The following is a 23677-nucleotide window of genomic DNA, read 5'->3' on the forward strand; positions in this document are numbered from 1 at the left end:
TCTGTCCGCCGCGGCCGCGCACTTGCGAACCGCCGGACACTTTAGAAATGGATTAAACGAGCCAGATCGTTGAAGAGCGCGATCGCCGACAACACGACGATGCACACGAGACCCGCCCTTTGCAAAACGAGCTGCCAGCGTTCCGACACGGCTTTGCCGGTTGCGGCTTCAACCAAATAATATAACAGATGCCCCCCGTCCAATACCGGAATCGGCAATAAGTTCAACACGCCGAGGCTGATACTGACCAGCGACAGGAACGAGAGAAACGGCGCCCAGCCGAGTTGTGCGCTCTTTCCGGCGTAGTCCGCGATCGTCACCGGGCCCGACAAATTCTTCAGCGATGCCTGGCCCGTCAGCATGCGCCCGAACATGCGCAGCGAGTATACGGCGATGTCCCAGGTGCGCCGCGCGCTGCGTGCAACGCTCTCGGCCGGGCCGTAGCGCACACGCGCGGTTTGCACGTGCGTCTCGAGCGCCGCGCCGATGCGGCCCGCGGTCACACCCGTTTGCACGTCCTCGCGGGCATCGGGGACGACCGTCAGCGTGAGCCGCTGCGCCGGTGCGCCGCGCTCGATGCCGAGCGCGATCGGATGCCCCGCGCGCGCCTTGACGTATGCGATGAATGCCTGTGCGCCATCGATTGGCGAGCCGCCGGCCGTGCGCAACAGGTCGCCGGCTTGCAGCCCGGCGCGTTGCGCCGCGCTGCCCGCTTCGACGGCGGCAACCGTCAACGTGCCCCCTTCATCGAAACCGAGCTTGGCCAGAAAATCGTCGTCGAGATCCTGGCCGCGCACATTGCGCAGGTCGACCTGAAAGTCGTACGTGCCGCGGCCGTCATGCGCTTGCAGCACGACACGCCGGTGGTCGAAAGCCGCGTCGAGCAGTTTCCAACGTAGATCCGACCACGAGCGCACTGCTTCGACGTCGGCGCCGTGTTCGTCGCCGATCGCGACGACCGTTTCCCCACCTTCGAACCCCGCTCGGGCCGCGACACTGCCCGCCGGCGGTGTCGCGAGCGTCGCGACCGGCTCGGTGACACCCGTCACGAATACGACGGAAAAAAGGGCAATGGCCAGCACGAAGTTGGCAAGCGGCCCCGCCAAGACGATGGCGATGCGTTTCGCCACGTGCTGACGGTTGAACGCATACGGCAGGTCCGACGCGGTAATGCCGGGACCGGGATCGCGCTCGTCGAGCATTTTGACGTAGCCGCCCAGCGGCAACGCCGAAATCGTCCACTCGGTACCGGTTTTACGGCCGGTCCAGCTCAGAAGCGGCCGCCCGAAGCCGATCGAGAAACGCAACACCTTCACGCCGCAAAGTCGAGCCACGCTGTAGTGGCCGTACTCGTGAACCACCACGAGCACACCGATCGCTACGGCGAATGCGGCGACTTCGATCAGCAGGTTCATCGACGTCTCACTGCACCGCGCGATCGACGGAGCCGGTGCGCTGTGCCGTTTGCGTGACGAAGGCCCGGCCGGCGATGAACTCGCTCGCCGCACGCCGTGCATCGGCATCGGCGGCGAGGACGTCGTCGAGCCCGTTCGGCGTGCGGTTCGACAAGCCCTCGAGCACGAAGCCGACCGTACGGGCGATATCCATGAAGCCGATGCGGCGCTCGAGGAACGCGTCGACCGCGATCTCGTTCGCCGCATTCAAGGCGGCGCTGGCCACACCGCCCGCGGCCAGTGCCTGCATCGCCAGCGCAAGGCAAGGGAAACGCTCGTAATCGGGTTTCTCGAATTGAAGCATCGCGATCTGGGCGAGGTCGAGCTGGGCGACGCCCGAATCGACGCGGTCCGGGAACGCGAGCGCATGCGCGATCGGCGTGCGCATATCCGGATTGCCCAGTTGCGCGAGCACGGAGCCGTCCGCGTACGAAACGAGCGAATGGATAACGCTTTGCGGGTGAATCAGGACTTCGATGCGGTCGCCGGCGAGGCCGAACAGCCAATGCGCCTCGATGACCTCGAGCCCCTTGTTCATCATCGTCGCGGAATCGACCGAGATCTTGCGGCCCATCACCCAATTCGGATGCTTGCATGCTTCATCGGGCGTCACGCCCGCGAGCGTCGCGGGCTCGCGCGTGCGGAACGGGCCGCCCGAGGCGGTCAGAATGATTTTGCTCACGCCGCCATGTTCGGCGGCATCGCGCGGCAAACATTGGAAGATCGCGTTGTGCTCGCTGTCCACGGGCAGCAGCGTCGCGCCATGGTCGCGCACCGCATCCATGAAGATCGCGCCCGACATGACGAGCGCCTCCTTGTTTGCGAGCAAGATGCGCTTGCCGGCGCGGGCCGCCGCGAGCGTGGGCTCGAGACCGGCCGCGCCGACGATCGCCGCCACCACCGTGTCGCACTGCTCGCTACGGGCCACCTGCACGAGCGCGTCGCGGCCGTAGGCGACCTGCGTCCGGCAGCCGGCGGCCTTCAACTGGGCCGCGACACTCGCCGCAGTCTGCGCATCACCGACGACCGCCACCTCGGGGGAAAATCGCAAGCATTGGGCGACGAGCTTGTCGCCGTTGCGGTGCGCGGTCAGCGCATAGACCGAGAAGCGGTCAGGGTGACGGCCGACGACGTCGAGCGTGCTGTCGCCGATCGAGCCCGTCGAGCCGAGCAGTGTCAGACATTTCTTCATATCTCAGATCCTTTGCGCTCTAGCCAATGAGCAACATGGCCAGCGGCAGCACCGGCAGCAGTGCGTCGATGCGGTCCAGCACCCCGCCGTGTCCCGGCAACAGCGCGCTGGAATCTTTCACGCCCGCCTGACGCTTGAGCATCGATTCGAATAAGTCGCCGACGATGCTGAATGCGACCAGCACCGTCAGCACGAGCAGCGTGCGCGCCGTACCGATACGCTCGCCGAGCGCCGATACGAGCGTGGGCGCGAATGCGTGCGACGCCATGACGGCGAGCGCGACGATCATGACGGCCAGCCAGCCGCCGGCCGCGCCCTCCCACGTCTTGCCCGGGCTGATCGCCGGCGCGAGTTTATGCTTGCCAAACGCTTTGCCGGCAAAGTATGCGCCGATATCGGCCAGCCACACCACCAGCAGAACGGACAACACGAACGATACGCCTAGAATGCGCGCGGCGACGAGCGCGTGCCAGCAGGCCACGAGAACGACGAGGCCCGCGACGACGAGAAAGAGCCGCCAGGCGCCATGGGCAAGCGTGGGCTTACGAATCAGCACATACGGCCCCGCTAGCACCCAGAAGACGGCTGCCGCCTCGAGCAGCGGCCGCGACGCACGCGAGCCGAGGCCCAGGCGTGTGCTGGCCGCTAACGCGAGCGCGGCGACGAGGGCATAGGCGAGCGGTGCGCGACCCGGCAGTTTGAGCAGGCGAGCCCACTCCCAAGCGCCCAGGACGAGCGCCACCGCGATCAGTGCGCCGAAGGCCGCCACCGGCGCGAACAGCGTGACCGGTAGCAGCACCGCCAGCAGCACCACGGCGGTGATGACGCGGGTTTTCAGCATGGAAGGGAGTCGGCGTCTTGCGATTGAGGTTCGAGCTGCGCGCTGGTGCGACCGAAGCGGCGCTCGCGGCGGGCATACGACGCGATCGCATCGGAGAGCGTTTTGGCGTCGAAATCGGGCCAGTAGGCGTCCGTGAAGTAAAGCTCGGTATAAGCGAGCTGCCACAGCAGGAAGTTGCTGATACGCGTTTCGCCGCCCGTGCGAATGAACAGATCGGGCTCGGGTGCGTAGGAGAGCGCGAGGTGCTCGGCGAAACTCGCTTCGTCGATGGGTACGGCCTGCCCCGCGGCGGCCGATTGCTCGGCGAGCTTACGCGCAGCTTGCAAAATATCCCAGCGGCCGCCGTAATTCGCCGCGATCGTCAACGTCAACCGCGTATTGCGCGCGGTCTTGGTCTCCGCGCGGCGGATGAGGTCTTGCACACGGGTATCGAACAACGAGAGGTCGCCAACCACGCGCAACCGAATGCCGTTGGCGTGCAGCTTGCCGACTTCGCGTTCGAGCGCGGTGACGAAAAGGCGCATCAAGAACGACACTTCGTCGACGGGACGGCGCCAATTCTCGGAGCTGAACGCGAACAGCGTCAGATACTCGACGCCGGCGCGCGCGCATGCTTCGACGGCCGTGCGCACGGCTTCGACGCCGCGCGTGTGACCGGCCACGCGCGGCAAGCGACGCTGCGTGGCCCAACGGCCGTTGCCGTCCATGATGATCGCGATGTGCCGCGGTACTGCCGCGACATCAGGCACGCGAACGGTAGAGCTTGTATAGGTCATGGCCGCCGAGACTCAAACTGCGAAAAAGTGAAGGACGCGTCGAGACGGTGAAGCCTCAGACGGTCATGATCTCGGCTTCTTTCGAGTGGACGAGCTTATCGATTTCGGCGACGTATTTATCGGTGAGCTTTTGCACCTCGTCGCCTGCGCGACGCTCGTCGTCTTCCGAAATCTCTTTGTCTTTGACGAGCTTCTTGAGCTGTTCGTTCGCGTCGCGGCGCAAATTGCGCACGGCGACCTTCGCCGTCTCGCCCTCGCTCTTGACCACCTTCGTCAGTTCGCGACGGCGCTCTTCGGTCAGCGCGGGCATCGGCACGCGGATCAAATCGCCTTGCGTGGCGGGGTTCAGGCCCAGATCCGATTCGCGGATCGCCTTTTCGACGATCGCGACCATCTTCTTTTCCCACGGCTGCACGCCGATCGTGCGCGCATCGATGAGCGTCAGGTTGGCCACTTGCGAGATGGGCACGTTCGAGCCGTAATAGTCGACCTGGATGTGATCGAGCAGTCCCGTATGCGCACGTCCCGTGCGGATTTTCGCCAAATCGTTCTTGAACGCTTCGATCGAACGCTGCATCTTCTGATCGGCGCCTTTTTTGACGTCTGCTACGCTCATTTAGACCTCCAAAACTTCATCATTGTGCGGCTTCGCCCGCGCGGCGCCGGCTGGGCGCCTCGGGCAAAACACGCCCCGCTTCTCTCACGGGAGTTTACACGTGGACGAGAGTGCCCTCGTCCTCACCTTGTACGATCCGCTTGAGCGCGCCGGGCTTCACGATCGAGAACACGCGAATCGGCAGCTTCTGGTCGCGGCACAGTGCAAACGCCGTCGCATCCATCACTTGCAGATTGCGGCCGATCGCCTCGTCGAAGCTGATCGTCGAATAGCGCGTCGCGGCCGGATCCTTCTTCGGATCCGCGGAGTATACGCCGTCGACCTTGGTCGCCTTGAGCACGACCTCCGCACCGACTTCCGAGCCGCGCAGCGCGGCGGCCGTATCGGTCGTAAAGAACGGGTTACCGGTGCCGGCCGCGAAAATCACGACCTTGCCCTCTTCGAGCTGGCGAATCGCGCGCGGACGAATATACGGCTCGACGACCTGATCCATGCGCAGCGCCGATTGCACGCGCGCCTCGATCCCGGCGTGACGCATCGCGTCTTGCAAAGCGAGCGCATTCATCATCGTCGCGAGCATGCCCATGTAGTCGGCCGTCGCGCGATCCATCCCGGCCGCGCCGCCCGCCACACCACGGAAGATATTGCCGCCGCCGATCACGACGGCAAGCTGGGTGCCGAGCCGAACGACCTCGGCAATATCGGCCACCATACGTTCGATCGTCCCGCGATTGATGCCGAACGAATCGTCGCCCATCAGAGCTTCACCGGAGAGTTTGAGAAGAACGCGTTTGTAGGCTGTGGGCATAGCGGTATCCGATCGCGCCGAAGAGATCACGACAATGTGGAACTGTAGGGGTGAAACATAGCGCGGGGCAAGCTCGGCCGCCGTCGCGATGAAACTCGACGGCGGCTCGGGTTAACCCCGATCGGTTCGCGAGGCGAACCTGCCGCGGACGAGCATGGCGCCCGCCGCGGGTACGGCAAACCGCAAACTTACTGTTGCTTCGCCGCGGCGACTTGCGCAGCCACTTCGGCCGCGAAATCGTCTTGGCGCTTTTCGATGCCTTCGCCCACCACGAACAGCGTGAACTTTTGCACCGACGAGCCGGCCGCCTTCAGCATCTGCTCGATCGTCTGCTTGTCGTTCTTCACGAATTGCTGGTTCAGCAGCGACACTTCCTTCAGGTACTTCTGCACGCTGCCTTCGACCATCTTGGCGACGATTTCGGCCGGCTTGCCCGATTCGGCGGCCTTTTGCTCGGCGATGCTGCGTTCCTTGGCGATCAGATCGGCCGGAACGTCGTCCGACGACAGCGACACCGGCTTCATCGCCGCGATATGCATGGCGACGTCCTTACCGACTTGCTCGTCCGCACCCGTGTATTCCACGAGCACGCCGATGCGCGTGCCGTGCAGGTACGCGGCCAGCTTGTTCGCCGTGTCGAAACGCGCGAAGCGGCGGATCGACAGGTTTTCGCCGATCTTGCCGACGAGCGCGAGACGCACCGAGTCAACCGTCCCGTCGTTCAGCGGCAGGGCCGACAGCGCGGCCACGTCGGCCGGGTTTTGGGCAACGACGAGCTCGGCCACTTGCTTGGCGAACGCGAGGAAATCGTCGTTCTTCGCGACGAAGTCGGTTTCGCAGTTCAGCTCGACGAGCGCGCCGGCGTTGCCGCCGATGAACGAGGCGATGACGCCTTCGGCCGTGACGCGCGAGGCCGCCTTGCTGGCCTTGTTACCGAGCTTCACGCGCAGCAGCTCTTCGGCGCGCGCCATGTCGCCGTCGGCTTCCGTCAGCGCCTTCTTGCATTCCATCATCGGCGCGTCGGTCTTCGCGCGCAGTTCAGCCACCATGCTTGCGGTAATTGCCGCCATCATTCGCTCCTTGAGTCTGTCTTTCACACGCCGCTCGCATTCGATGCGAACGGCAAGCATTCGTTCGCGGCGCATCGATCGCGCCACACGTTTCGCCGGCACTTAAAAAAAGGGGGCCTATCGAGAGCCCCCTTTTTTGCCGGCGACGGGGTTGCTTTACTGCTCCCCGCCCACCTCGACGAACTCGTCGCCTTCGGCGCCGCGCGCAGCTTGCACGACTTCGTTGACCGCGTTCGCACGACCTTCGAGGATCGCGTCGGCCACGCCTTCGGCGTACAGCGCGACGGCCTTGCTCGCGTCGTCGTTACCCGGGATCACGTAATCGATGCCTTCGGGCGAGTGGTTCGTATCGACCACGGCGATGACCGGCACGCCGAGCTTGTTCGCTTCGGTCACGGCAATCTTGTGGTAGCCGACGTCCACGACGAAGATCGCGTCCGGAATGCCGCCCATGTCCTTCACGCCGCCGATCGACTTTTGCAGCTTGGCGATTTCGCGTTCGAACAGCAGCGCTTCCTTCTTGCTCATCTTCTCGAGCTCACCCGCCTCGACCGCGGCTTCCATGTCCTTCAGGCGTTTGATCGACACCTTCAGCGTCTTGAAGTTCGTCAGCATACCGCCGAGCCAACGCGCGTTGACGTACGGCATACCGGCGCGCTGCGCTTCTTGCGCGATCGTGTCGCGCGATTGACGCTTCGTGCCGACGAACAGGATCGTGCCGCGATTAGCCGCCAATTGACGCGCGTACTTCAGCGCGTCGTTGTACATCGGCAGCGTCTTTTCGAGGTTGATGATGTGAATCTTGTTGCGATGGCCGAAAATGAAGGGGGCCATCTTCGGGTTCCAGAAGCGCGTTTGGTGACCGAAGTGCACGCCGGCTTCCAGCATTTGACGCATGGTGACTGCCATGTAATTCTCCGCAAGGGTTGGGTCTTAAGCCGGCTGCCGTACCGGCCGTGCCCGCGAACGCCACTGCGTTGCAACGGACCGCGGCTCGGCACCCTGGGTGCGCCGGCTTGCGAATGGGTACTTCCGGGTACTTCTAAATACTTCCAGCCTACTTCCAGCCGCACCCGGGCTCACAATCAAAGCCCAGCAACGACTAGCCAGAAAGTATACCACGCATCGGGGCACTCCCTCAAGCCGCACCGCCACCGGAGCAAACGCTTGCCGCTGCGGCGCACCATTGCGCACCAGTGGCAAGCGCCGCGCACGCGCGAGCGGCGAACCGCGACGCGCTGCCACGGGCCGCATATGGTGCGATAATCGCGGCATTCACGTCCGTACACACCGCTTTCAGGCCCGTACCCATGGCTATCACGATCAAGAACGAAGACGACATCGCGAAAATGCGCGTCGCATGCCGTCTCGCGAGCGAAGTGCTCGATTACATTACCCCGTTCGTCAAGCCCGGCGTAACGACCGCAGAACTCGACCGGCTCTGCCACAACTACATGCTCGACGTGCAGGGAACGGTTCCCGCGCCGCTGAACTACCAGCCGCCGGGCTATCCGCCCTACCCCAAGGCCACGTGCATTTCGGTGAACGACGTTATTTGCCACGGTATCCCAGGCGATAAGGTCGTCAAGAACGGCGATGCGCTGAACATCGACATCACCGTCATCAAGGACGGCTACTTCGGCGACACGAGCCGCATGTTCATCGCAGGCGAGGGCTCGATCCTCGCCAAGCGTCTGGCACAAACGACCTACGAATGCATGTGGCTCGGGATCGAGCAGGTGCGCCCGGGCGCCCGGCTCGGCGACATCGGTCACGCGATCCAGCGGCACGCCGAGGCGAGCGGCTACAGCGTCGTGCGCGAGTACTGCGGCCACGGGATCGGCACGGTGTTCCACGAAGATCCGCAAATCCTGCATTACGGCCGCCCCGGCACCGGACTGGAACTGCAAAAAGGCATGATTTTCACGATCGAGCCGATGATCAACGCCGGACGTCGCGAAATCCGTACGATGCCCGACCAATGGACCGTCAAGACGAAGGACCGCAGTCTGTCCGCACAGTGGGAGCACACGGTGCTCGTAACCGATACGGGCTACGACGTGCTAACCGTCTCGGCGGGTACGCCGGCTAAGCCGTCGATCGCGGTCGCGGCCTAACCGTCCGCCCGGCTTAGCCGCAATCCGCGCATCGCCGCTCGCCTCGAGCGGCGGCGCGCTCGTCCTTTCACGTATCCATCGGCTTTTCGCCGTTCGCCTTGCCTATGAGCGCCCCCGCCGTCACCGCCGACCCCGCGTCGGTCAAAGCCGACTACCGCGCCGCCAAAGCGGAACTGCTCGCGCGCTTCAAGACGGCCAGCCGCGTCGACGCGCTGATGCAAACGCTCTCGCGCACGACCGACGACGCGCTTCGGCGGGCCTGGGAGGCTTGCGAGTTGCCGGCGTCGAGCGCGCTAGTCGCCGTGGGCGGTTACGGCCGGGGCGAGCTCGCACCGTTCTCGGACATCGACATCCTCGTGCTGCTGCCCGACGGCGCGCCGCCCGAACTCGACGCGCGCATCGAGCGCTTCATCGGCATGGCGTGGGATCTCGGCCTCGAGATCGGTAGCAGCGTGCGCACGGTCGCGCAGTGCATCGAGGAAGCGGCCAACGACATCACCGTTCGCACATCGCTGCTCGAGGCAAGGCGTATCACCGGCAGCACCGCCCTCTTTCAGCGCGTCGTCCTGCGCTTGAACGAGGCGCTCGATGCGCGCGCGTTCTTCCAGGCGAAGGTGCTCGAAATGCGCCAGCGCCATGCGAAATTCCAAGACACGCCGTACAGCCTCGAACCGAACGTGAAGGAAAGTCCCGGCGGCTTGCGCGATTTGCAATTGATTCTCTGGATCGCGCGCGCGGCCGGTTTCGGGCGCAGTTGGCGAGAACTCGACGAGCGCGGCCTCATCACACCGCGCGAAGCACGCGAGCTGCGGCGCAACGAAGCGTTCCTGAAGACGCTGCGCGCGCGGCTGCATGTGATCGCCGGGCGCCGCCAGGACGTACTCGTCTTCGATCTGCAAACGGCCGCGGCCGAAAGCTTCGGCTACAGCGCCACGCAAGCGCGCCGGGCCAGCGAGCAGCTGATGCGCCGCTACTATTGGGCAGCGAAGGCCGTCACGCAACTGGCGACGATTCTGATCCAGAACATCGAGGCGCAACTGTTCCCGCGCACGAGCGGAATCACGCGGGTGCTGTCGGAGCGCTTCGTCGAGAAGCAAGGGATGATCGAAATCGCCAGCGACGACGTGTTCGAGCGCACGCCCACGGCGATTCTCGAGGCGTTCCTGCTGTACGAAACGACGCGCGGTACGAAGGGGCTCTCGGCCCGCACGCTGCGTGCGCTGTACAACGCACGCGAAATCATGGATTCGCGCTGGCGGCGGGCCCCGGAGAATCGTCGACTCTTCATCGAGATCCTGAAGCAGCCGCAGGGCATCACGCACGCACTGCGGCTGATGAATCAAACGAGCGTGCTCGGCCGCTATCTGTTGAACTTCCGGCGCATCGTCGGACAGATGCAGCACGATCTCTACCACGTCTACACGGTCGACCAGCACATCCTGATGGTGCTGCGCAACCTGCGCCGCTTCGCCTTGGCCGAGCATGCCCACGAGTACCCGTTCTGCAGCCAGTTGATGGCCAATTTCGAGCGGCAATGGGTGCTTTACGTGGCAGCGCTCTTTCACGACATCGCCAAGGGGCGCGGCGGCGACCACTCGAAGCTCGGCATGGCCGATGCGCGCCGCTTCTGCCGCGATCACGGCATGACGAGCGACGACACCTCGCTCGTGGTCTGGCTCGTCGAGCACCATCTGACGATGAGCCAAGTCGCGCAAAAGCAAGATACGAGCGACCCGCAAGTCATCAAGCAATTCGCCGAGCTCGTCGGCAACGAACGCCGTCTCACGGCGCTCTACCTGTTGACGGTCGCCGACATCCGCGGCACGAGCCCGAAAGTCTGGAATACATGGAAAGGCAAGCTGCTCGAGGATCTGTACCGGATGACGCTCGCCGTACTCGGGGGGGCGCGTCCCGACGAGCATTCGGAACTGAAGACGCGGCAAGAAGAAGCGCTTGCCTTGCTGCGGCTCGAAACGGTGCCTGAGAACGCGCATCGCGCGCTGTGGAACGAACTCGACGTCGGCTATTTCTTGCGCCACGACGCCGCCGACATCGCCTGGCAAACGCGCGTGCTCTATCGTCACGTACAGACCGACGCCCCGATCGTGCGGGCGCGGCCTTCTCCGATCGGGGAAGCGCTGCAAGTGCTCGTGTACGTGCCGGACCGCTCCGATTTGTTCGCCGGCATTTGCGCCTATTTCGACCGCAACAGCCTCTCGGTGCTCGATGCGCGCATCAACACGACACGCCATGGCTACGCGCTCGATAACTTCATCGTCGCGCGCACCGAAGACGACGTGCAGTATCGCGACATCGCGAACCTCGTCGAGCAGCAGCTCGCCGCGCGCCTGTCGTCTGACGCGCCGCTGCCCGAACCGTCCAAGGGCCGCCTCTCGCGGCTGTCGCGGACGTTCCCGATTACCCCGCGCGTCGACTTGCGAGCCGACGAACGTGGGCAGTACTACATCCTGTCCGTGTCCGCCAACGACCGGCCGGGTCTTCTTTATTCGATCGCGCGCGTACTGGCGGAGCATCGGATCGGCGTGCATGCGGCGCGGATCAACACGCTCGGCGAGCGCGTCGAGGACGTGTTCCTGCTCGACGGACGCGGCCTTTCCGACAACCGCCTGCAAATTCAGCTAGAAACCGAATTGCTGCGTGCGATCGCAGTGTGAGATTTTATGCGCGCCAAACTAACAGCCAAGCATCCGCGTCCGGCCTCGCCGAGCCGCGCCCCCGTTCGCGCCGGCAGCCCGTCGGGCCGCAAACCGCCGCGCGCGAGCACGGCCCCCGCAGCCCCCGCGACGAAGACGGCCGCGCCGCGCGCAAGGGCTAAACCCGGCGGGGCTGCATCGGCCGCCCCGCGACGCGATGGCGCAACCGCGAAGCCGCGCGACGCCCGAGGCTCGAGCGAGGGCCGTGGCGCCCGCGACACGCGTGATACGCGTAACACCCGCGGTGGCAGCGATGCCCGAGGTGCACGAGGCGCACGTGACGACAGCGGACGCGAGGACGCGCGGCGTAGCCCTCGCACGAGCGGCTACAAGGGCGCCGCGCCCGAGCGCCGGGCCGACGATGCACCGCGCCGCGCCCCCCGTACCCCGGACGAACGCGGCCCGCGCGCCCCACGTGAAAATAGCGAACGTGCTCCGCGCGCCCGCGCCGGCGATCGACCCGGCGGCTTCGGCCGCGCGGCAGGTAGACCTGGCGACGATGAAGCTCGCCGCGCACCTCGCGGCGACCGCGGCGACCGCCCCACGCGCGGCGCCACGGAACGTCCGGCGCGGGGACCCGCCGCACGCACGGCGGGCAACGACGACACACGTAAGTTCGCACGCCCGGTGAAGGCCGATGCTGCTTCGCCGGGTGGGCGGGCACCGTCCGCCCCCCGCCGCGAAGGCAGCCCGTCCCGCTTCGGCGCTGGAGCGAAACCGGGCAATCGCGAGGGCCGTGCGCCGTCCGACGCGCGCGCACGCCCGTTCGCGGGCAAGCGAGCGGATACGGCGGACCGGAAAACCGCCGCGCCGCGCGTCGACAAACCGGTGAAGACGGCCCCGGCCCGGGTCGCTGCCAGCGAGCATTCGGACACCGCCGACGGTACGGTTCGCCTATCGAAGCGCATGTCCGAACTTGGCCTGTGCTCGCGCAGAGAAGCGGACGAATGGATCGAAAACGGCTGGGTGCGAGTCGACGGCGAACGCATCGATACGCTTGGCTCGCGCGTGCGTCCCGACCAGCACATCGAAGTCACGCGCGATGCACAAGCGGCGCAATCGCGCCAAGTCACCATCTTGCTGCACAAACCCGTGGGCTACGTCTCGGGCCAAGCGGAGGACGGCTATGAGCCGGCCATCACGTTGATCACGGCCGCCAACCATTGGGACGGCGACCGTGCGACGACCCGCTTCGCGCCTAGCCAATTGCGCGCGCTGGCTCCGGCGGGCCGCCTCGACATCGATTCCACGGGCTTGCTCGTCCTGACGCAAGACGGCCGCATTGCCAAGCAGTTGATCGGCGAAAACTCGAGTGTCGAAAAGGAATATCTCGTTCGGGTCACTTACGGCGACCATTCGACCGACGTAGCCGAACACTTCCCGGCCGAGAAGCTGGCCCTGCTGCGCTTCGGTCTTTCGCTCGACGGCGCGGCACTCAAAGCTGCGAAGGTCAGCTGGCAAAACGGCGAGCAACTGAGATTCGTCTTGCGCGAAGGCAAGAAGCGACAGATTCGCCGCATGTGCGAACTCGTGGGCCTGCACGTCGTCGGCCTCAAGCGAGTTCGGATGGGCAGCGTCGCCCTCGGCGCGTTGCCGCAAGGGAAATGGCGGTATTTGCTGCCCGACGAAGCGTTTTGACCGGCCTGACCGGCCGATGAGTCTCTAAGCCGGCCCCACCGTCGTATATCGCACCTTTGCCCCGCGTGGCGAAGGTGTGCGCGCCGTCGCCGAAGTCGTGCCTGCGTTCCTTACATCAATCGTCGCTATTCGGATCGAGATCCGGGAACAAGACTTCGGTAAAACCGAACTTCGAGAAATCGGTAATCCGCATCGGATAAAGCTTGCCGATCAAATGATCGCACTCGTGCTGGACGACACGAGCGTGAAAACCCTCGGCGACACGGTCGATCGGCTGTCCGTATTGATCGAAGCCGTGGTAGCGGATCATCGAAAAGCGGTTCACGACGCCGCGCATGCCCGGCACGGATAGACACCCTTCCCAGCCCTCTTCCATGTCTTGCGACACAGGCGTGATCGTCGGATTGATCAGCACGGTCTCGGGCACGGGTGGCGCCTCGGGATACCGGTCGTTATGGCCGAACCCGAAGATAACGACCTGCAAATCGACGCCGATTTGCGGCGCGGCCAATCCCGCACCGTTCGCATGGTGCATCGTCTCGAACATGTCCGCGATCAGCGCGTGCAATTCGGGCGTATCGAAATGCTCGACGGTCTGGGCGATGCGCAATAAACGCGGATCGCCCATTTTGAGAATGTCACGAATCATGGCTCATCGCCCTCCAAGAGCTTGCGCATACCGTCTTCGTCGAGAATCGCGATGCCGAGTTCCTCTGCCTTCGCCAGCTTGCTTCCCGCCTCGGCTCCCGCCACCACGTAATCGGTCTTTTTCGACACCGAGCCGGCCACCTTGGCACCCGCCGCTTCCAGCATTTCCTTCGCTTGCTCGCGCGCGAGCGTAGGCAAGGTGCCGGTCAACACGATCGTCTTGCCGGCCAGCACGCCTTGCGGCGCGCGTGGCGCGGGCGGCCCCTCGGGCCACGTCACGTTCGCGCGTAATTGCGCGATGACCGTGCGATTGTGCTCCTCGGCAAAGAACTGATGGATCGATTCGGCCACGATCGGACCAACCCCTTCGACTTCCATCAACGTCTCGACCGACGCGTCCATCACAGGATCGAGCGAGCCGAAATGGCGGGCAAGATCTTTCGCCGTCGATTCGCCGACGTCCGGGATGCCCAGCGCGAAGATGAACCGTTCGAGCTTCGTATGCTTGGCCTTCTCGATCGAATCGATGAGGTTTTGCGCCGATTTGTCGGCGAAACGTTCGAGCGCGACGAGCGTGGAGAACCCCAGATTGAACAAATCCGCCGGTGTCCGGACGAGATTGTGTTCGACGAGTTGATCGATGATCTTCTCCCCGAGCCCGTCGATGTCGAGCGCGCGCCGTTGCGCGAAGTGCTCGAGCGCGCGCTTGCGCTGCGCCGGGCATACGAGGCCGCCCGTGCAACGCGCCACGGCCTCGCCGGGCAGCCGCTCGATGGCGGAGCCGCATGCGGGGCACTGCGTCGGCATGACGAACGCTTGCGCCCCCTGCGGACGGCGTTCGAGTACCGGACCCACCACCTCGGGAATGACGTCGCCGGCGCGGCGCACGATCACGGTGTCGCCGGCGCGCAGATCCTTGCGATGAACTTCGTCTTCGTTGTGCAGCGTGGCGTTCGTCACCGTCACGCCGCCGACGAAAACGGGCGCCAAACGCGCCACCGGCGTGATCGCGCCGGTACGTCCGACGTTCACGCCGATCTCGAGCAACTCCGTCAGCGCTTCTTCCGGCGGAAATTTATGGGCCAATGCGAAACGCGGCGCACGCGAAACGAAGCCGAGCGCATCTTGATCGGCTTTGCGATTGACCTTGTAGACGACGCCGTCGATATCGTACGGCAACGACTTGCGCTTTTCGCCGATACGCCGATAAAAGGCCAGCAGCCCCTCGGCGCCCTCTACCGTTTCGCGCTCGCTACACACCGGCAGGCCGAGTTCCACGTACCAATCGAGTACCGCATCGTGCGTGTCGGGCATGTCCATCCCCTCCAGCACCCCGATACCGTAGGCGAAAAACGACAGCGGCCGGTGCGCCGTGATGCTCGAATCGAGCTGGCGCAAGCTGCCCGCCGCGGCATTTCGCGGATTGGCGAACTCGCGTTGGCCCGCTTCGCGCTGATGCGCATTGAGCCGATCGAAGTCTCGCCGGAACATCAGCACTTCGCCGCGCACTTCGAGCACGCGAGGAATCCGATCGCCTTTCAAGCGCAACGGAATCGAGCGCACGGTACGCACGTTCTGCGTCACGTCCTCGCCCGTCGAGCCGTCTCCGCGCGTGGCGGCCTGCACGAGCCGGCCGTCCTCGTAGCGCAGCGAGATCGCAAGGCCGTCGAACTTCAGTTCGCAGGAATACTCGACGCTCGCGCGGCCGAGCCGGTCGCTCACGCGCTTGTCGAATGCCGTCACGTCCTCGTCGGCGAAACCGTTGTTCAGCGAGAGCATCGGCAGCGCATGGACGACCGATGCGAAGCCGGTCGCGACTTGACCGCCGACGCGCTGCGTGGGCGACTCGGGCGTGATCAGATCGGGATGCTCGGCCTCGATCGACTGCAACTCCGAGAACAGCCGATCGTATTCGGCATCCGGAATTTGCGGCTGATCGAGGACGTAGTACTGATAATTCGCCCGCTCCAATTCCGTCCGTAGCCAGATTGCGCGTTCGGCCGGATTGTCGGCGGGCGGAGGCGATTGCGCGTGGTTGCGAGCCATGTCGTTCGTATTGTTGTGGATCGGTTCTCTAGCGAACGCGCGTTACTGGCTAAAGAGCCGCCGCGTCGCGGGCGAGCCGGCCGGAATACCGGCCTCCTCGAGCCGAGCGTACAGCGTCATGAGCTGCTTTTCGATCGCGAGCAACGCCTGCTCGGGTAACGGCCGGCGCTGATCGTCGACCACGCGGCCCCCAATGCGCTCCGCCAGCGACTTCGCGTAATCGCACATGAGCCTGAACGGCAAGATGTCTTCCTCGGCCACGGGCACATCGAGGATCAGCGTGATCATCTGACCGCCCTTGTAGGTCAAATCGTCGCGCAGGAAATTCGTATCGCCGAACTGCAGCATGAAGACGGGGCTTTGCTTGGCATCGAGCTTGACGAAGCGCGTACCGTCGCGCGAAAGCAGCAAGCCGTCTTGCGATGCGACCGCCTGCACGTAATTGGCCGACCACGGCGCGCCGTCGGACAACACGTTGATCGACAACTGCGCGTCGCACTGCGCCGCAAAGCCGTCGAGCTCACGCGCCATCGACACGGTTTCGAGCATGTCGGGAAATTCGGGGGCGCCGTCGATCGCATCGGCCAATTGCTGCACGCCCGATACGAACTCCGAGAATTCGAGCTCGTTCAAGGGACCGCCTCGGTTCGCAAGCTGGACTGCCGCTCGCAACTCTTCGTAGCGCTCCGCGTTTTGCAGCAACTCCCAGCCGCTACCGCCTTCGGGCTTGCCCTCGATATAGACGGGCTTGCTGCCCGCCCGGCGCAAGCGCTGAGCGAGCGGCGACGCTTTCTCGCCCGAGATCGGGCCGGCCAGCCGAATCGGCACCACGCAATCGATCCGGCGATCGACGATGTGCGGCGGCGCGGCCGAAATCGTCGTGGCGGCGGGCGTCACGGCTTCCGTATCGGCCGATGCGGTGGCCGCCTCCGATTGCGGCTCCGGTGTGAAGCCGTTGGGCGTCGTGGCCTCGGCCTGGATATCGGCCGGAATATCGAGCGGCGCCGCGACGCCGAAGCTCGGTTCGATCCGTGCGGCTTCGCCGTCGGGCGCCGCGTCCGGCATCGCGCTCTCGCGCCGCGCGGCGCCGCGAGCCGGCTCGATGAACGGCCGCTCTTCCTCGTGATCGTGACGCGCGAGCCCTTGCTCGGCATCGGTTGGCATCGGGCGCGGCATCCTGCGGCGCACCTTCGCACCTTGCCACGCGTTGTATACGACCACCCCTCCCACCACGACGGCGCCCGCGCCGATCAATCCGAGTGTCAACTCGTCCATGCACGCTCCATGAAGCATTCCTGTAGCGCGGCCCGCGCCCGCATCCCGCGGCGCGGCGCCGCTCGTTAGACGATATTCTGGGCGAAACCCGCGGCGGTTTCCATGTCCACGGCCACGATGCGCGAAACCCCTTGCTCTTGCATCGTCACGCCGATCAGTTGCTGCGCCATTTCCATCGCGATCTTGTTGTGCGAGATGAACAGGAACTGCGTCTTGTCGGACATCGCGCGTACGAGGTTCGCGAAGCGCTCGGTATTGGCATCGTCGAGCGGCGCGTCCACTTCGTCGAGCAGACAGAACGGCGCGGGATTGAGCTGGAACATCGCGAACACCAGCGCGGTGGCCGTCAGCGCCTTCTCCCCACCCGAAAGCAGGTGAATCGTCGAGTTCTTCTTGCCGGGCGGCTGCGCCATCACTTGGACGCCCGCATCGAGGATTTCATCGCCGGTCATGATCAGCTTCGCTTGCCCGCCGCCGAACAGGCGCGGGAACAGCTCGCCGAAATGCCGGTTCACTTCGTCGAACGTGCCTTGCAGCAGCGTTCTCGTTTCTTGGTCGATCTTGCGAATCGCGTCTTCGAGCGTTTCGATCGCGCGCGTCAAATCTTCCGACTGCGCGTCGAGGAACGTCTTGCGCTCCTTGGCCGCCGAGAGTTCGTCGAGCGCGGCCATATTCACGGGCCCGAGCGCCGTGATCGCGTTGTTGATGCGCGTGACTTCGCCTTGCAGATACGAGGGCTTCATATCGGGCGAGAGCTTCGCCTGCAGTTGCGCCTCGTCCACGCCCGCCGCCTGCAATTGCTCGATGAACTGCTCGCCGGCGATGCGGGCCGCCTGCTCCTTCAGTTGCAGCTCGGTGATTCGATCGCGCAGCGGTTGCAGCGAGCGCTCCGCGCTCAAGCGCGTTTCGTCGGCGTGGCGCAGCTTCGCCGTCAAATCGTCGAGTTCGAGCCGCGCCGCCGAGAGCGCCGCCTCTTTCTGCGCCCGCACTTCGAGCGCTTCCTGCAAGCCCGTATGCGTCGTTTGCTCGTTAATCGTTTCGAGTTCGGCGCGCGCATCCTCGAGCGTGCCCGCGATCCGTTCGCTTTGTTCGTGCGCGACTTGGATGCTGCGCTTCAACTCGTCGATACGTGCCGCCATATTGCGCGCGGCAAAGCGCGCATCGGTGGCTGCGCGTTCGAGATCGCGCGCTTGCGTGCGGGCGGCCGAGAGCGATTCGTCGAGGGATTCGAACGCGAGTTGGTTCTCCTCGAAGCGCGCCTGCAATTGCGCAAGCTCGCCGTCGTGGTGCTCGAAATTCGCCTCGGATTCGGCCCGCTGCGCGCGCTGCTCTTCGATCTGAGCCGTGATCTCTTCGAGTTCTTCGCGAATCTGCGTGCTGCGCTGCGTGTAGCGCTCGTATGCCTGCGTGAGCTTGAGCACCTCGAGCTGCAGACCATGCACGCGCTGCGTCGCGCGCTCGACTTGCGCGCGTGCATCGGTCACCGCTTGCGAGGCCTGCGTGTACGCCGCTTCGGCGCGGATCGCGGCCGTCTTGGCCTCGTCGGCGAGCAGCGTCTGCGCGCGCAATTGACGCGTGAGATTTTCGATCTCCTGTTGGCGCGCCAGCATGCCGGCTTGCTCGGAATCGGCCGCGTACAATTGCACGCCGACGCGCGTCACGACGTGGCCCGCCTTGACGACGAGCATCGCCCCTTCGGGCAATTGCGCACGCATGGCGAGCGCTTGCGTCAGATCGTCGGCGACATAAGCGCCGCCCAGCCACTCGTTCAAAACGGCCCGCAAACCCGCATCGTCGATGCGCACCAGCGAGAGCAGCGGCGTGAAGCCCGCCGGCGCTGCGCGCGGCGCACCGGCCGAAGGCGGCGCATAAAAGGCGAGCTTCGCCGGCGGCGCATCGGTCGCGAATGCGCGCACCCAGTCGAGATTGGATATCTCGAGGGCGGCCAGCCGCTCGCGCAAGATCGATTCGAGCGCGGCTTCCCAGCCGGCCTCCACGTGAAGCTTCTTCCACAAGCGCGGCAATGCGCCGAGCTCGTGCTTGTCCAGCCAGGGCTGGATCTTGCCCTCGGTCTGGACGTTCTCCTGCAACTGCTTGAGCGCTAAGAGCCGGGCCTCGAACTGATGGATCTGCGCGCTCTCGCTTTGCACGCGCTCTTGCGCCTCGCGGCGCTCGGCCTCGGCACGCGGCAGCGTCTCTTGGGCCGCCGTGAGGCGATCTTGCGCGTCGCGCAAGATCTCTTCCTGCTCGGCCAGTTGCATCCGCTGCTCGTCGAGCTGCGTTTCGTCCGGCACGTCGAGCCCGCCCGCCTCGGCTTTGAGCCGCTCGTGACGCTGTTGCAACTGCTGCAATTGCTGATCGGCGTTGCGCTGGTGCGCGGCCTCGAGCTTGAGCGCCTGCTCGGTCTGAGCGATGCCGGCGCGCTCCTCGTTCAGTTGAGTTTGCGCGTCGCGCCAACGCGCTTCGAGCGCGGGCAACTCGTCGTGCTTGGCTGCCGCTTCGTCTTCCGCGAGCGCCGCTTTTTCCTCGGCAACGGCCAGTTGCTCCTCGGCCTGCTCGAGATCGTCGCGCGCTTTTTCCGCCTGTGCCTGCCATTGTTCGCGCTGCGCCGTGAGCGCGGCGATCTGCGCCTGCACGCGATTGCGCGACTCGATGACGAACTTGATCTCGGCCTCGAGCCGGCTCACCTCGGAATTGGCCTCGTACAGCGAGCCCTGCGCGCCTTGCATGGCGTCGCTTGCCGCATAGTGCGCCACGCGCAGCGTTTCGAGGTCGGCCTCGACCTCGCGCAGCTTCGCCATCTGCGCTTCGAGATCGATTTGCGCCTCGGAGATGGCGCGCTGCTGACGGGCTTGCTCGGCCGCCGCCTCGTTCTTGCGCAGCAGCCACAGCAAACGCTGCTTCTCTTCGCCGTCGGTTTGCAGTTCCTTGAATTTGGTGGCGACGATCGCCTGCGCCTCGAGCTTTTCGAGGTTCGCGCCGAGTTCGCGCACGATGTCCTCGACGCGCGTCAAATTCTCGCGCGTGTCGTGCAAGCGGTTTTCGGTCTCGCGGCGGCGCTCCTTGTACTTCGATACGCCCGCGGCCTCCTCGAGAAACACGCGCAGCTCTTCCGGCTTCGCCTCGATGATGCGCGCGATCATGCCCTGCCCGATGATGGCGTACGCGCGCGGGCCGAGGCCCGTGCCGAGGAAAATGTCTTGGATGTCGCGCCGGCGCGCGGGCAAATTGTTGATGTAGTAGCTCGAGGTGCCGTCGCGCGTGAGCACGCGCTTCACGGCGATTTCGCCGTACTGCCCCCACTGGCCGGCCGCCCGCCCTTCGGAGTTGTCGAACACGAGTTCGACGCTCGCGCGGCTGCCCGGTTTGCGCGCCGTCGAGCCGTTGAAAATGACGTCCTGCATCGATTCGCCGCGCAGCTCCGAGGCGCGCGACTCGCCCAGCACCCAGCGCACGGCATCGATGATGTTCGACTTGCCGCACCCGTTCGGACCGACCACGCCGACGAGCTGGCCCGGTACCTGAAAATGCGTGGGATCGACGAAGGACTTGAAGCCAGCGAGTTTGATCGAGGTCAGACGCACGGCGATATCGCTGTATTGATGAGGGTCGAACAAAAACGCGGCCGGCCGAGCCCACGCGCGAGCATCGCAACGGACGCAACCGCGCCGCCGCGACGCACGCGCGGCGAGCCGCCGCCGCGATGCTTTTGGTGTCGCGAGACGCATGCTCGGCCGAGACCGGGCACGCGAGCCGCGAGCAAGTGGCAATCATACCATCGCGTGCCCGCCGCGCCCGCGCCGGCGCTCGCCCGCCACGCTATAATGACGCCCTTTTCCCGCGCGGGGACGGCTTGCGAAAATCACACGCAAGACAAGCCCTCGCAAACGTGCCCGCCGAGCCCGCCGTGAATCCTTTACTCGACCGCCTCCAGCCCTATCCGTTCGAAAAGTTGCGCGCGCTGTTCAAAGACGCGACACCGCCCGCCGGCTTGCCGCATATCAGCTTCGGCCTGGGCGAACCGAAACACGCGACGCCCGCCCTGATCCGCGAAGCCGTGGTCGGCGCGCTCGACACGCTGTCGAACTACCCCGCAACGATCGGCTCGGCCGCGCTGCGCGAGGCCATCTGCGCCTGGACGATGCGCCGCTACGGCCTGCCGGCGCTCGATCCGGCCACCGAGGTGCTGCCCGTTTCGGGTTCGCGCGAGGCGCTGTTCTCGCTCGCGCAGACGGTCGTGGACGGCTCCCGGCCCGGCGCGATCGTCTTGTGCCCGAACCCGTTCTACCAAATCTACGAAGGCGCGACCCTGCTCGCGGGCGCGCAGCCGTATTTCGCCAACAGCGATCCCGAACGCAACTTCGCCTGCGACTACGCGGCCGTGCCCGAGGACGTATGGGCGCGCACGCAGTTGCTGTTCGTCTGCTCGCCGGGCAACCCGACCGGCGCGGTCCTCACGCTCGACGATTGGCGCGAGCTATTCGCCCTTTCCGACAAACACGGCTTCGTGATCGCGTCCGACGAATGCTATTCGGAGATTTATTTCGACGAAGCGAATCCTCCCCTCGGCGGCCTGCAAGCCGCGCACGAACTGGGGCGCGGCTTCGAGCGGCTCATCATGCTCTCGAGCTTGTCCAAGCGCTCGAACGTGCCGGGTATGCGCTCGGGCTTCGTCGCGGGCGACGCGGCGCTCCTGAAGCGCTTTTTGCTGTACCGCACCTACCATGGCTCGGCGATGTCGCCGGTCTACCAAGCCGCGAGCGCCGCCGCCTGGAACGACGAAGCGCACGTGCGCGAAAATCGCGCCAAGTACGTGGCCAAGTTTTCGACGGTCACCCCGATGCTCGCGGAGGTACTCGACGTGCGCCTGCCCGACGCCGCGTTCTACCTTTGGGCGAACGTGGCCCGCACGGGTCTGACCGATACCGAGTTCGCCCAGCGCCTGTACGCCGACTATAATGTGACGGTTTTGCCCGGCTCATATCTGGCGCGCACCGCGCACGGCGTGAACCCCGGCCGCGATTTCGTTCGCCTGGCGCTCGTCGCCGACGTGGACGAGTGCGTCGATGGCGCCAAACGCATCGTCGATTTCTGCCGCAGCCTGGCGCGTTGATCCGCGCCCGCGGCACGCGCCGGCCCGAGGCCGCGGCAGGCGCCCCGCACGCCCCTTGCACCGCACCGTCATCATCAGACTTCATTTAGCGAAACTACCGACATGTCGCAACACATTCAGAGCATCATCGACAACGCCTGGGAAAACCGCGCCGAGCTCTCGCCGAAGGCAGCGCCCGCCGAAGTGCGCGATGCCGTCGCACACGCGATCGAGCAACTCGACAAGGGTCTTTTGCGCGTCGCCGAAAAGAAGGACGGCCAGTGGGTCGTCAATCAATGGCTGAAGAAGGCCGTCCTGCTTTCGTTCCGCCTCGAAGACAACGCGCCGATGGCCGCCGGCGGCTACTCGCAGTTCTATGACAAAGTGCCCTCGAAGTTCGCGAACTACACGGCCGAAGATTTCGCCGCGGGCGGCTTTCGCGTCGTGCCGCCGGCGATCGCGCGCCGCGGCTCGTTCATCGCTAAGAACGTCGTGCTGATGCCGTCTTACACGAACATCGGCGCGTATGTGGACGAAGGCACGATGGTCGATACGTGGGCGACCGTCGGCTCGTGCGCGCAGATCGGCAAGAACGTGCACCTGTCGGGCGGCGTCGGCATCGGCGGCGTACTCGAGCCGCTGCAAGCGAACCCGGTCATCATCGAGGACAACTGCTTCATCGGCGCGCGCTCCGAAGTCGTCGAGGGCGTGATCGTGGGCGAAAACTCGGTCATCTCGATGGGCGTTTATCTCGGCCAAAGCACGAAGATCTACGATCGCGAAACGGGCGAAGTCAGCTATGGCTACGTGCCGCCGGGTTCGGTCGTCGTGGCCGGTAATCTGCCCTCGAAGGACGGCACGCACAGCCTGTATTGCGCCGTCATCGTCAAGAAGGTCGATGCCAAGACGCGCGCGAAAGTCGGCCTGAACGAGTTGCTGCGAGGCGACTGATGAGCGCGGCGCGCACCGTCGTCTACGGCATCCCGAACTGCGACACCGTCAAGAAGGCCCGCACGTGGCTCGAATCGAACGGCGTCGCGTTCGAGTTTCACGACTTCAAAAAAGCGGGGCTCACGGCTGCCGTCGTGAAAGACTGGCTCAAGGACGTCCCGCTCGAAGTCCTGCTCAACCGTCGCGGCACGACCTGGCGCGCTTTGCCCGACGACGCGAAGGCCGCCGCCGACACGCAGCAAGGCGCGATCGCGCTGATGATCGAAAAGCCCTCCGTCGTCAAGCGGCCGGTCGTCGTCGTGGACGGCCGCGTCAAGTCGGTGGGCTTTTCCGCCGACGAATACGCAACGCTTTTCGCATAGCGGCCGCACCCTGGCCATTCGGTAGATTAGCCATCGCCTACCGGTCGCGAGACAATACGAGCATCGCCTGCCGGCGT

Annotated in this window: 18 protein-coding genes; 6 read left to right on the forward strand and 12 right to left on the reverse strand. The window is 65.1% G+C overall.

The features are described from left to right. Positions 1-41: 41 nt before the first annotated feature. The 8 genes from rseP to rpsB form a co-directional block, all read right to left on the reverse strand. Positions 42-1415 carry an RIP metalloprotease RseP gene (gene rseP, locus C0Z18_RS00720; RefSeq protein WP_102643447.1) on the reverse strand — a complete coding sequence of 458 codons (1374 nt, stop codon included), beginning with the start codon at positions 1413-1415 and terminating at the stop codon, positions 42-44. A 7-nt stretch (positions 1416-1422) separates the two neighbouring features. Continuing rightward, positions 1423-2646 carry a 1-deoxy-D-xylulose-5-phosphate reductoisomerase gene (locus tag C0Z18_RS00725; RefSeq protein WP_102643448.1) on the reverse strand — a complete coding sequence of 408 codons (1224 nt, stop codon included), beginning with the start codon at positions 2644-2646 and terminating at the stop codon, positions 1423-1425. A 19-nt stretch (positions 2647-2665) separates the two neighbouring features. After that, positions 2666-3487, reverse strand: a complete 822-nt coding sequence (locus C0Z18_RS00730) for a phosphatidate cytidylyltransferase (protein ID WP_102643449.1) — start codon at positions 3485-3487, stop codon at positions 2666-2668. After that, the gene (gene uppS, locus C0Z18_RS00735; RefSeq protein WP_102643450.1) at positions 3481-4263 is read right to left on the reverse strand and encodes a polyprenyl diphosphate synthase; all 783 of its coding nucleotides are present in this window, start codon (positions 4261-4263) and stop codon (positions 3481-3483) included. Before uppS ends, C0Z18_RS00730 begins: the two co-directional genes overlap by 7 nt. 55 nt (positions 4264-4318) lie before the next feature. Then, complete coding sequence (gene frr, locus C0Z18_RS00740; RefSeq protein ID WP_102643451.1) at positions 4319-4879, reverse strand: ribosome recycling factor; 561 nt, start codon at positions 4877-4879, stop codon at positions 4319-4321. A gap of 94 nt (positions 4880-4973) precedes the next feature. Next, positions 4974-5687: a UMP kinase gene (gene pyrH, locus C0Z18_RS00745; RefSeq protein ID WP_102643452.1), complete on the reverse strand. Its 714-nt coding sequence runs from the start codon at positions 5685-5687 to the stop codon at positions 4974-4976. 188 nt (positions 5688-5875) lie between these two features. Beyond that, positions 5876-6757: a translation elongation factor Ts gene (gene tsf, locus C0Z18_RS00750; RefSeq protein ID WP_102643672.1), complete on the reverse strand. Its 882-nt coding sequence runs from the start codon at positions 6755-6757 to the stop codon at positions 5876-5878. Positions 6758-6913: 156 nt separating this feature from the next. After that, positions 6914-7666, reverse strand: a complete 753-nt coding sequence (rpsB, locus tag C0Z18_RS00755) for a 30S ribosomal protein S2 (RefSeq protein ID WP_102643453.1) — start codon at positions 7664-7666, stop codon at positions 6914-6916. Positions 7667-8067: 401 nt separating this feature from the next. Here rpsB and map point away from each other — a divergent pair, with 401 nt between their 5' ends. From map to C0Z18_RS00770, 3 genes are all read left to right on the forward strand, one after another. Beyond that, positions 8068-8874 (forward strand): type I methionyl aminopeptidase, encoded by an 807-nt coding sequence (gene map, locus C0Z18_RS00760; RefSeq protein WP_102643454.1) that lies wholly within the window; start codon positions 8068-8070, stop codon positions 8872-8874. Between the two features lie 104 nt (positions 8875-8978). After that, the gene (locus tag C0Z18_RS00765; protein ID WP_102643455.1) at positions 8979-11549 is read left to right on the forward strand and encodes a [protein-PII] uridylyltransferase; all 2571 of its coding nucleotides are present in this window, start codon (positions 8979-8981) and stop codon (positions 11547-11549) included. A 6-nt stretch (positions 11550-11555) separates the two neighbouring features. Further along, on the forward strand, positions 11556-13226 hold the full coding sequence (locus tag C0Z18_RS00770) for a pseudouridine synthase (protein ID WP_102643456.1): 1671 nt from the start codon (positions 11556-11558) through the stop codon (positions 13224-13226). Between the two features lie 115 nt (positions 13227-13341). On the opposite strand, the gene def is transcribed toward C0Z18_RS00770, so the two are convergent. The 4 genes from def to smc all read right to left on the reverse strand — a co-directional run bounded on the left by def (position 13342) and on the right by smc (position 20779). Further along, on the reverse strand, positions 13342-13875 hold the full coding sequence (gene def / locus C0Z18_RS00775) for a peptide deformylase (RefSeq protein ID WP_102643457.1): 534 nt from the start codon (positions 13873-13875) through the stop codon (positions 13342-13344). Continuing rightward, positions 13872-15920: an NAD-dependent DNA ligase LigA gene (gene ligA, locus C0Z18_RS00780; RefSeq protein WP_102643458.1), complete on the reverse strand. Its 2049-nt coding sequence runs from the start codon at positions 15918-15920 to the stop codon at positions 13872-13874. The genes def and ligA overlap by 4 nt, the downstream gene beginning before the upstream one ends. Positions 15921-15962: 42 nt before the next feature. After that, a complete protein-coding gene (locus tag C0Z18_RS00785) occupies positions 15963-17195 on the reverse strand; it encodes a cell division protein ZipA C-terminal FtsZ-binding domain-containing protein (protein ID WP_102643459.1) in 1233 nt (410 codons plus the stop codon). 65 nt (positions 17196-17260) lie between these two features. Next, positions 17261-20779, reverse strand: a complete 3519-nt coding sequence (gene smc, locus C0Z18_RS00790; RefSeq protein ID WP_102643673.1) for a chromosome segregation protein SMC — start codon at positions 20777-20779, stop codon at positions 17261-17263. Between the two features lie 323 nt (positions 20780-21102). Here smc and dapC point away from each other — a divergent pair, with 323 nt between their 5' ends. The 3 genes from dapC to C0Z18_RS00810 all read left to right on the forward strand — a co-directional run bounded on the left by dapC (position 21103) and on the right by C0Z18_RS00810 (position 23600). Beyond that, positions 21103-22308: a succinyldiaminopimelate transaminase gene (gene dapC / locus C0Z18_RS00800; protein WP_408646955.1), complete on the forward strand. Its 1206-nt coding sequence runs from the start codon at positions 21103-21105 to the stop codon at positions 22306-22308. A 102-nt stretch (positions 22309-22410) separates the two neighbouring features. Beyond that, positions 22411-23238, forward strand: coding sequence for a 2,3,4,5-tetrahydropyridine-2,6-dicarboxylate N-succinyltransferase (gene dapD, locus C0Z18_RS00805; RefSeq protein WP_102643462.1), 828 nt, complete (start codon positions 22411-22413; stop codon positions 23236-23238). Further along, positions 23238-23600 carry an ArsC family reductase gene (locus C0Z18_RS00810; RefSeq protein WP_102643463.1) on the forward strand — a complete coding sequence of 121 codons (363 nt, stop codon included), beginning with the start codon at positions 23238-23240 and terminating at the stop codon, positions 23598-23600. Before dapD ends, C0Z18_RS00810 begins: the two co-directional genes overlap by 1 nt. Positions 23601-23677 lie beyond the last annotated feature (77 nt).

The organism is Trinickia dabaoshanensis, from assembly GCF_002879885.1.
GTDB classification, from domain to species: Bacteria; Pseudomonadota; Gammaproteobacteria; order Burkholderiales; family Burkholderiaceae; genus Trinickia; species Trinickia dabaoshanensis.

Bases quoted from the DNA above. Each gene is read 5' to 3' on its own strand.
- rseP (WP_102643447.1), bottom strand. From the start codon at position 1,415: ATGAACCTGCTGATCGAAGTCGCCGCATTCGCCGTAGCGATCGGTGTG.
- C0Z18_RS00725 (WP_102643448.1), bottom strand. From the start codon at position 2,646: ATGAAGAAATGTCTGACACTGCTCGGCTCGACGGGCTCGATCGGCGAC.
- C0Z18_RS00730 (WP_102643449.1), bottom strand. From the start codon at position 3,487: ATGCTGAAAACCCGCGTCATCACCGCCGTGGTGCTGCTGGCGGTGCTG.
- uppS (WP_102643450.1), bottom strand. From the start codon at position 4,263: ATGACCTATACAAGCTCTACCGTTCGCGTGCCTGATGTCGCGGCAGTA.
- frr (WP_102643451.1), bottom strand. From the start codon at position 4,879: ATGAGCGTAGCAGACGTCAAAAAAGGCGCCGATCAGAAGATGCAGCGT.
- pyrH (WP_102643452.1), bottom strand. From the start codon at position 5,687: ATGCCCACAGCCTACAAACGCGTTCTTCTCAAACTCTCCGGTGAAGCT.
- tsf (WP_102643672.1), bottom strand. From the start codon at position 6,757: ATGGCGGCAATTACCGCAAGCATGGTGGCTGAACTGCGCGCGAAGACC.
- rpsB (WP_102643453.1), bottom strand. From the start codon at position 7,666: ATGGCAGTCACCATGCGTCAAATGCTGGAAGCCGGCGTGCACTTCGGT.
- map (WP_102643454.1), top strand. From the start codon at position 8,068: ATGGCTATCACGATCAAGAACGAAGACGACATCGCGAAAATGCGCGTC.
- C0Z18_RS00765 (WP_102643455.1), top strand. From the start codon at position 8,979: ATGAGCGCCCCCGCCGTCACCGCCGACCCCGCGTCGGTCAAAGCCGAC.
- C0Z18_RS00770 (WP_102643456.1), top strand. From the start codon at position 11,556: ATGCGCGCCAAACTAACAGCCAAGCATCCGCGTCCGGCCTCGCCGAGC.
- def (WP_102643457.1), bottom strand. From the start codon at position 13,875: ATGATTCGTGACATTCTCAAAATGGGCGATCCGCGTTTATTGCGCATC.
- ligA (WP_102643458.1), bottom strand. From the start codon at position 15,920: ATGGCTCGCAACCACGCGCAATCGCCTCCGCCCGCCGACAATCCGGCC.
- C0Z18_RS00785 (WP_102643459.1), bottom strand. From the start codon at position 17,195: ATGGACGAGTTGACACTCGGATTGATCGGCGCGGGCGCCGTCGTGGTG.
- dapD (WP_102643462.1), top strand. From the start codon at position 22,411: ATGTCGCAACACATTCAGAGCATCATCGACAACGCCTGGGAAAACCGC.
- C0Z18_RS00810 (WP_102643463.1), top strand. From the start codon at position 23,238: ATGAGCGCGGCGCGCACCGTCGTCTACGGCATCCCGAACTGCGACACC.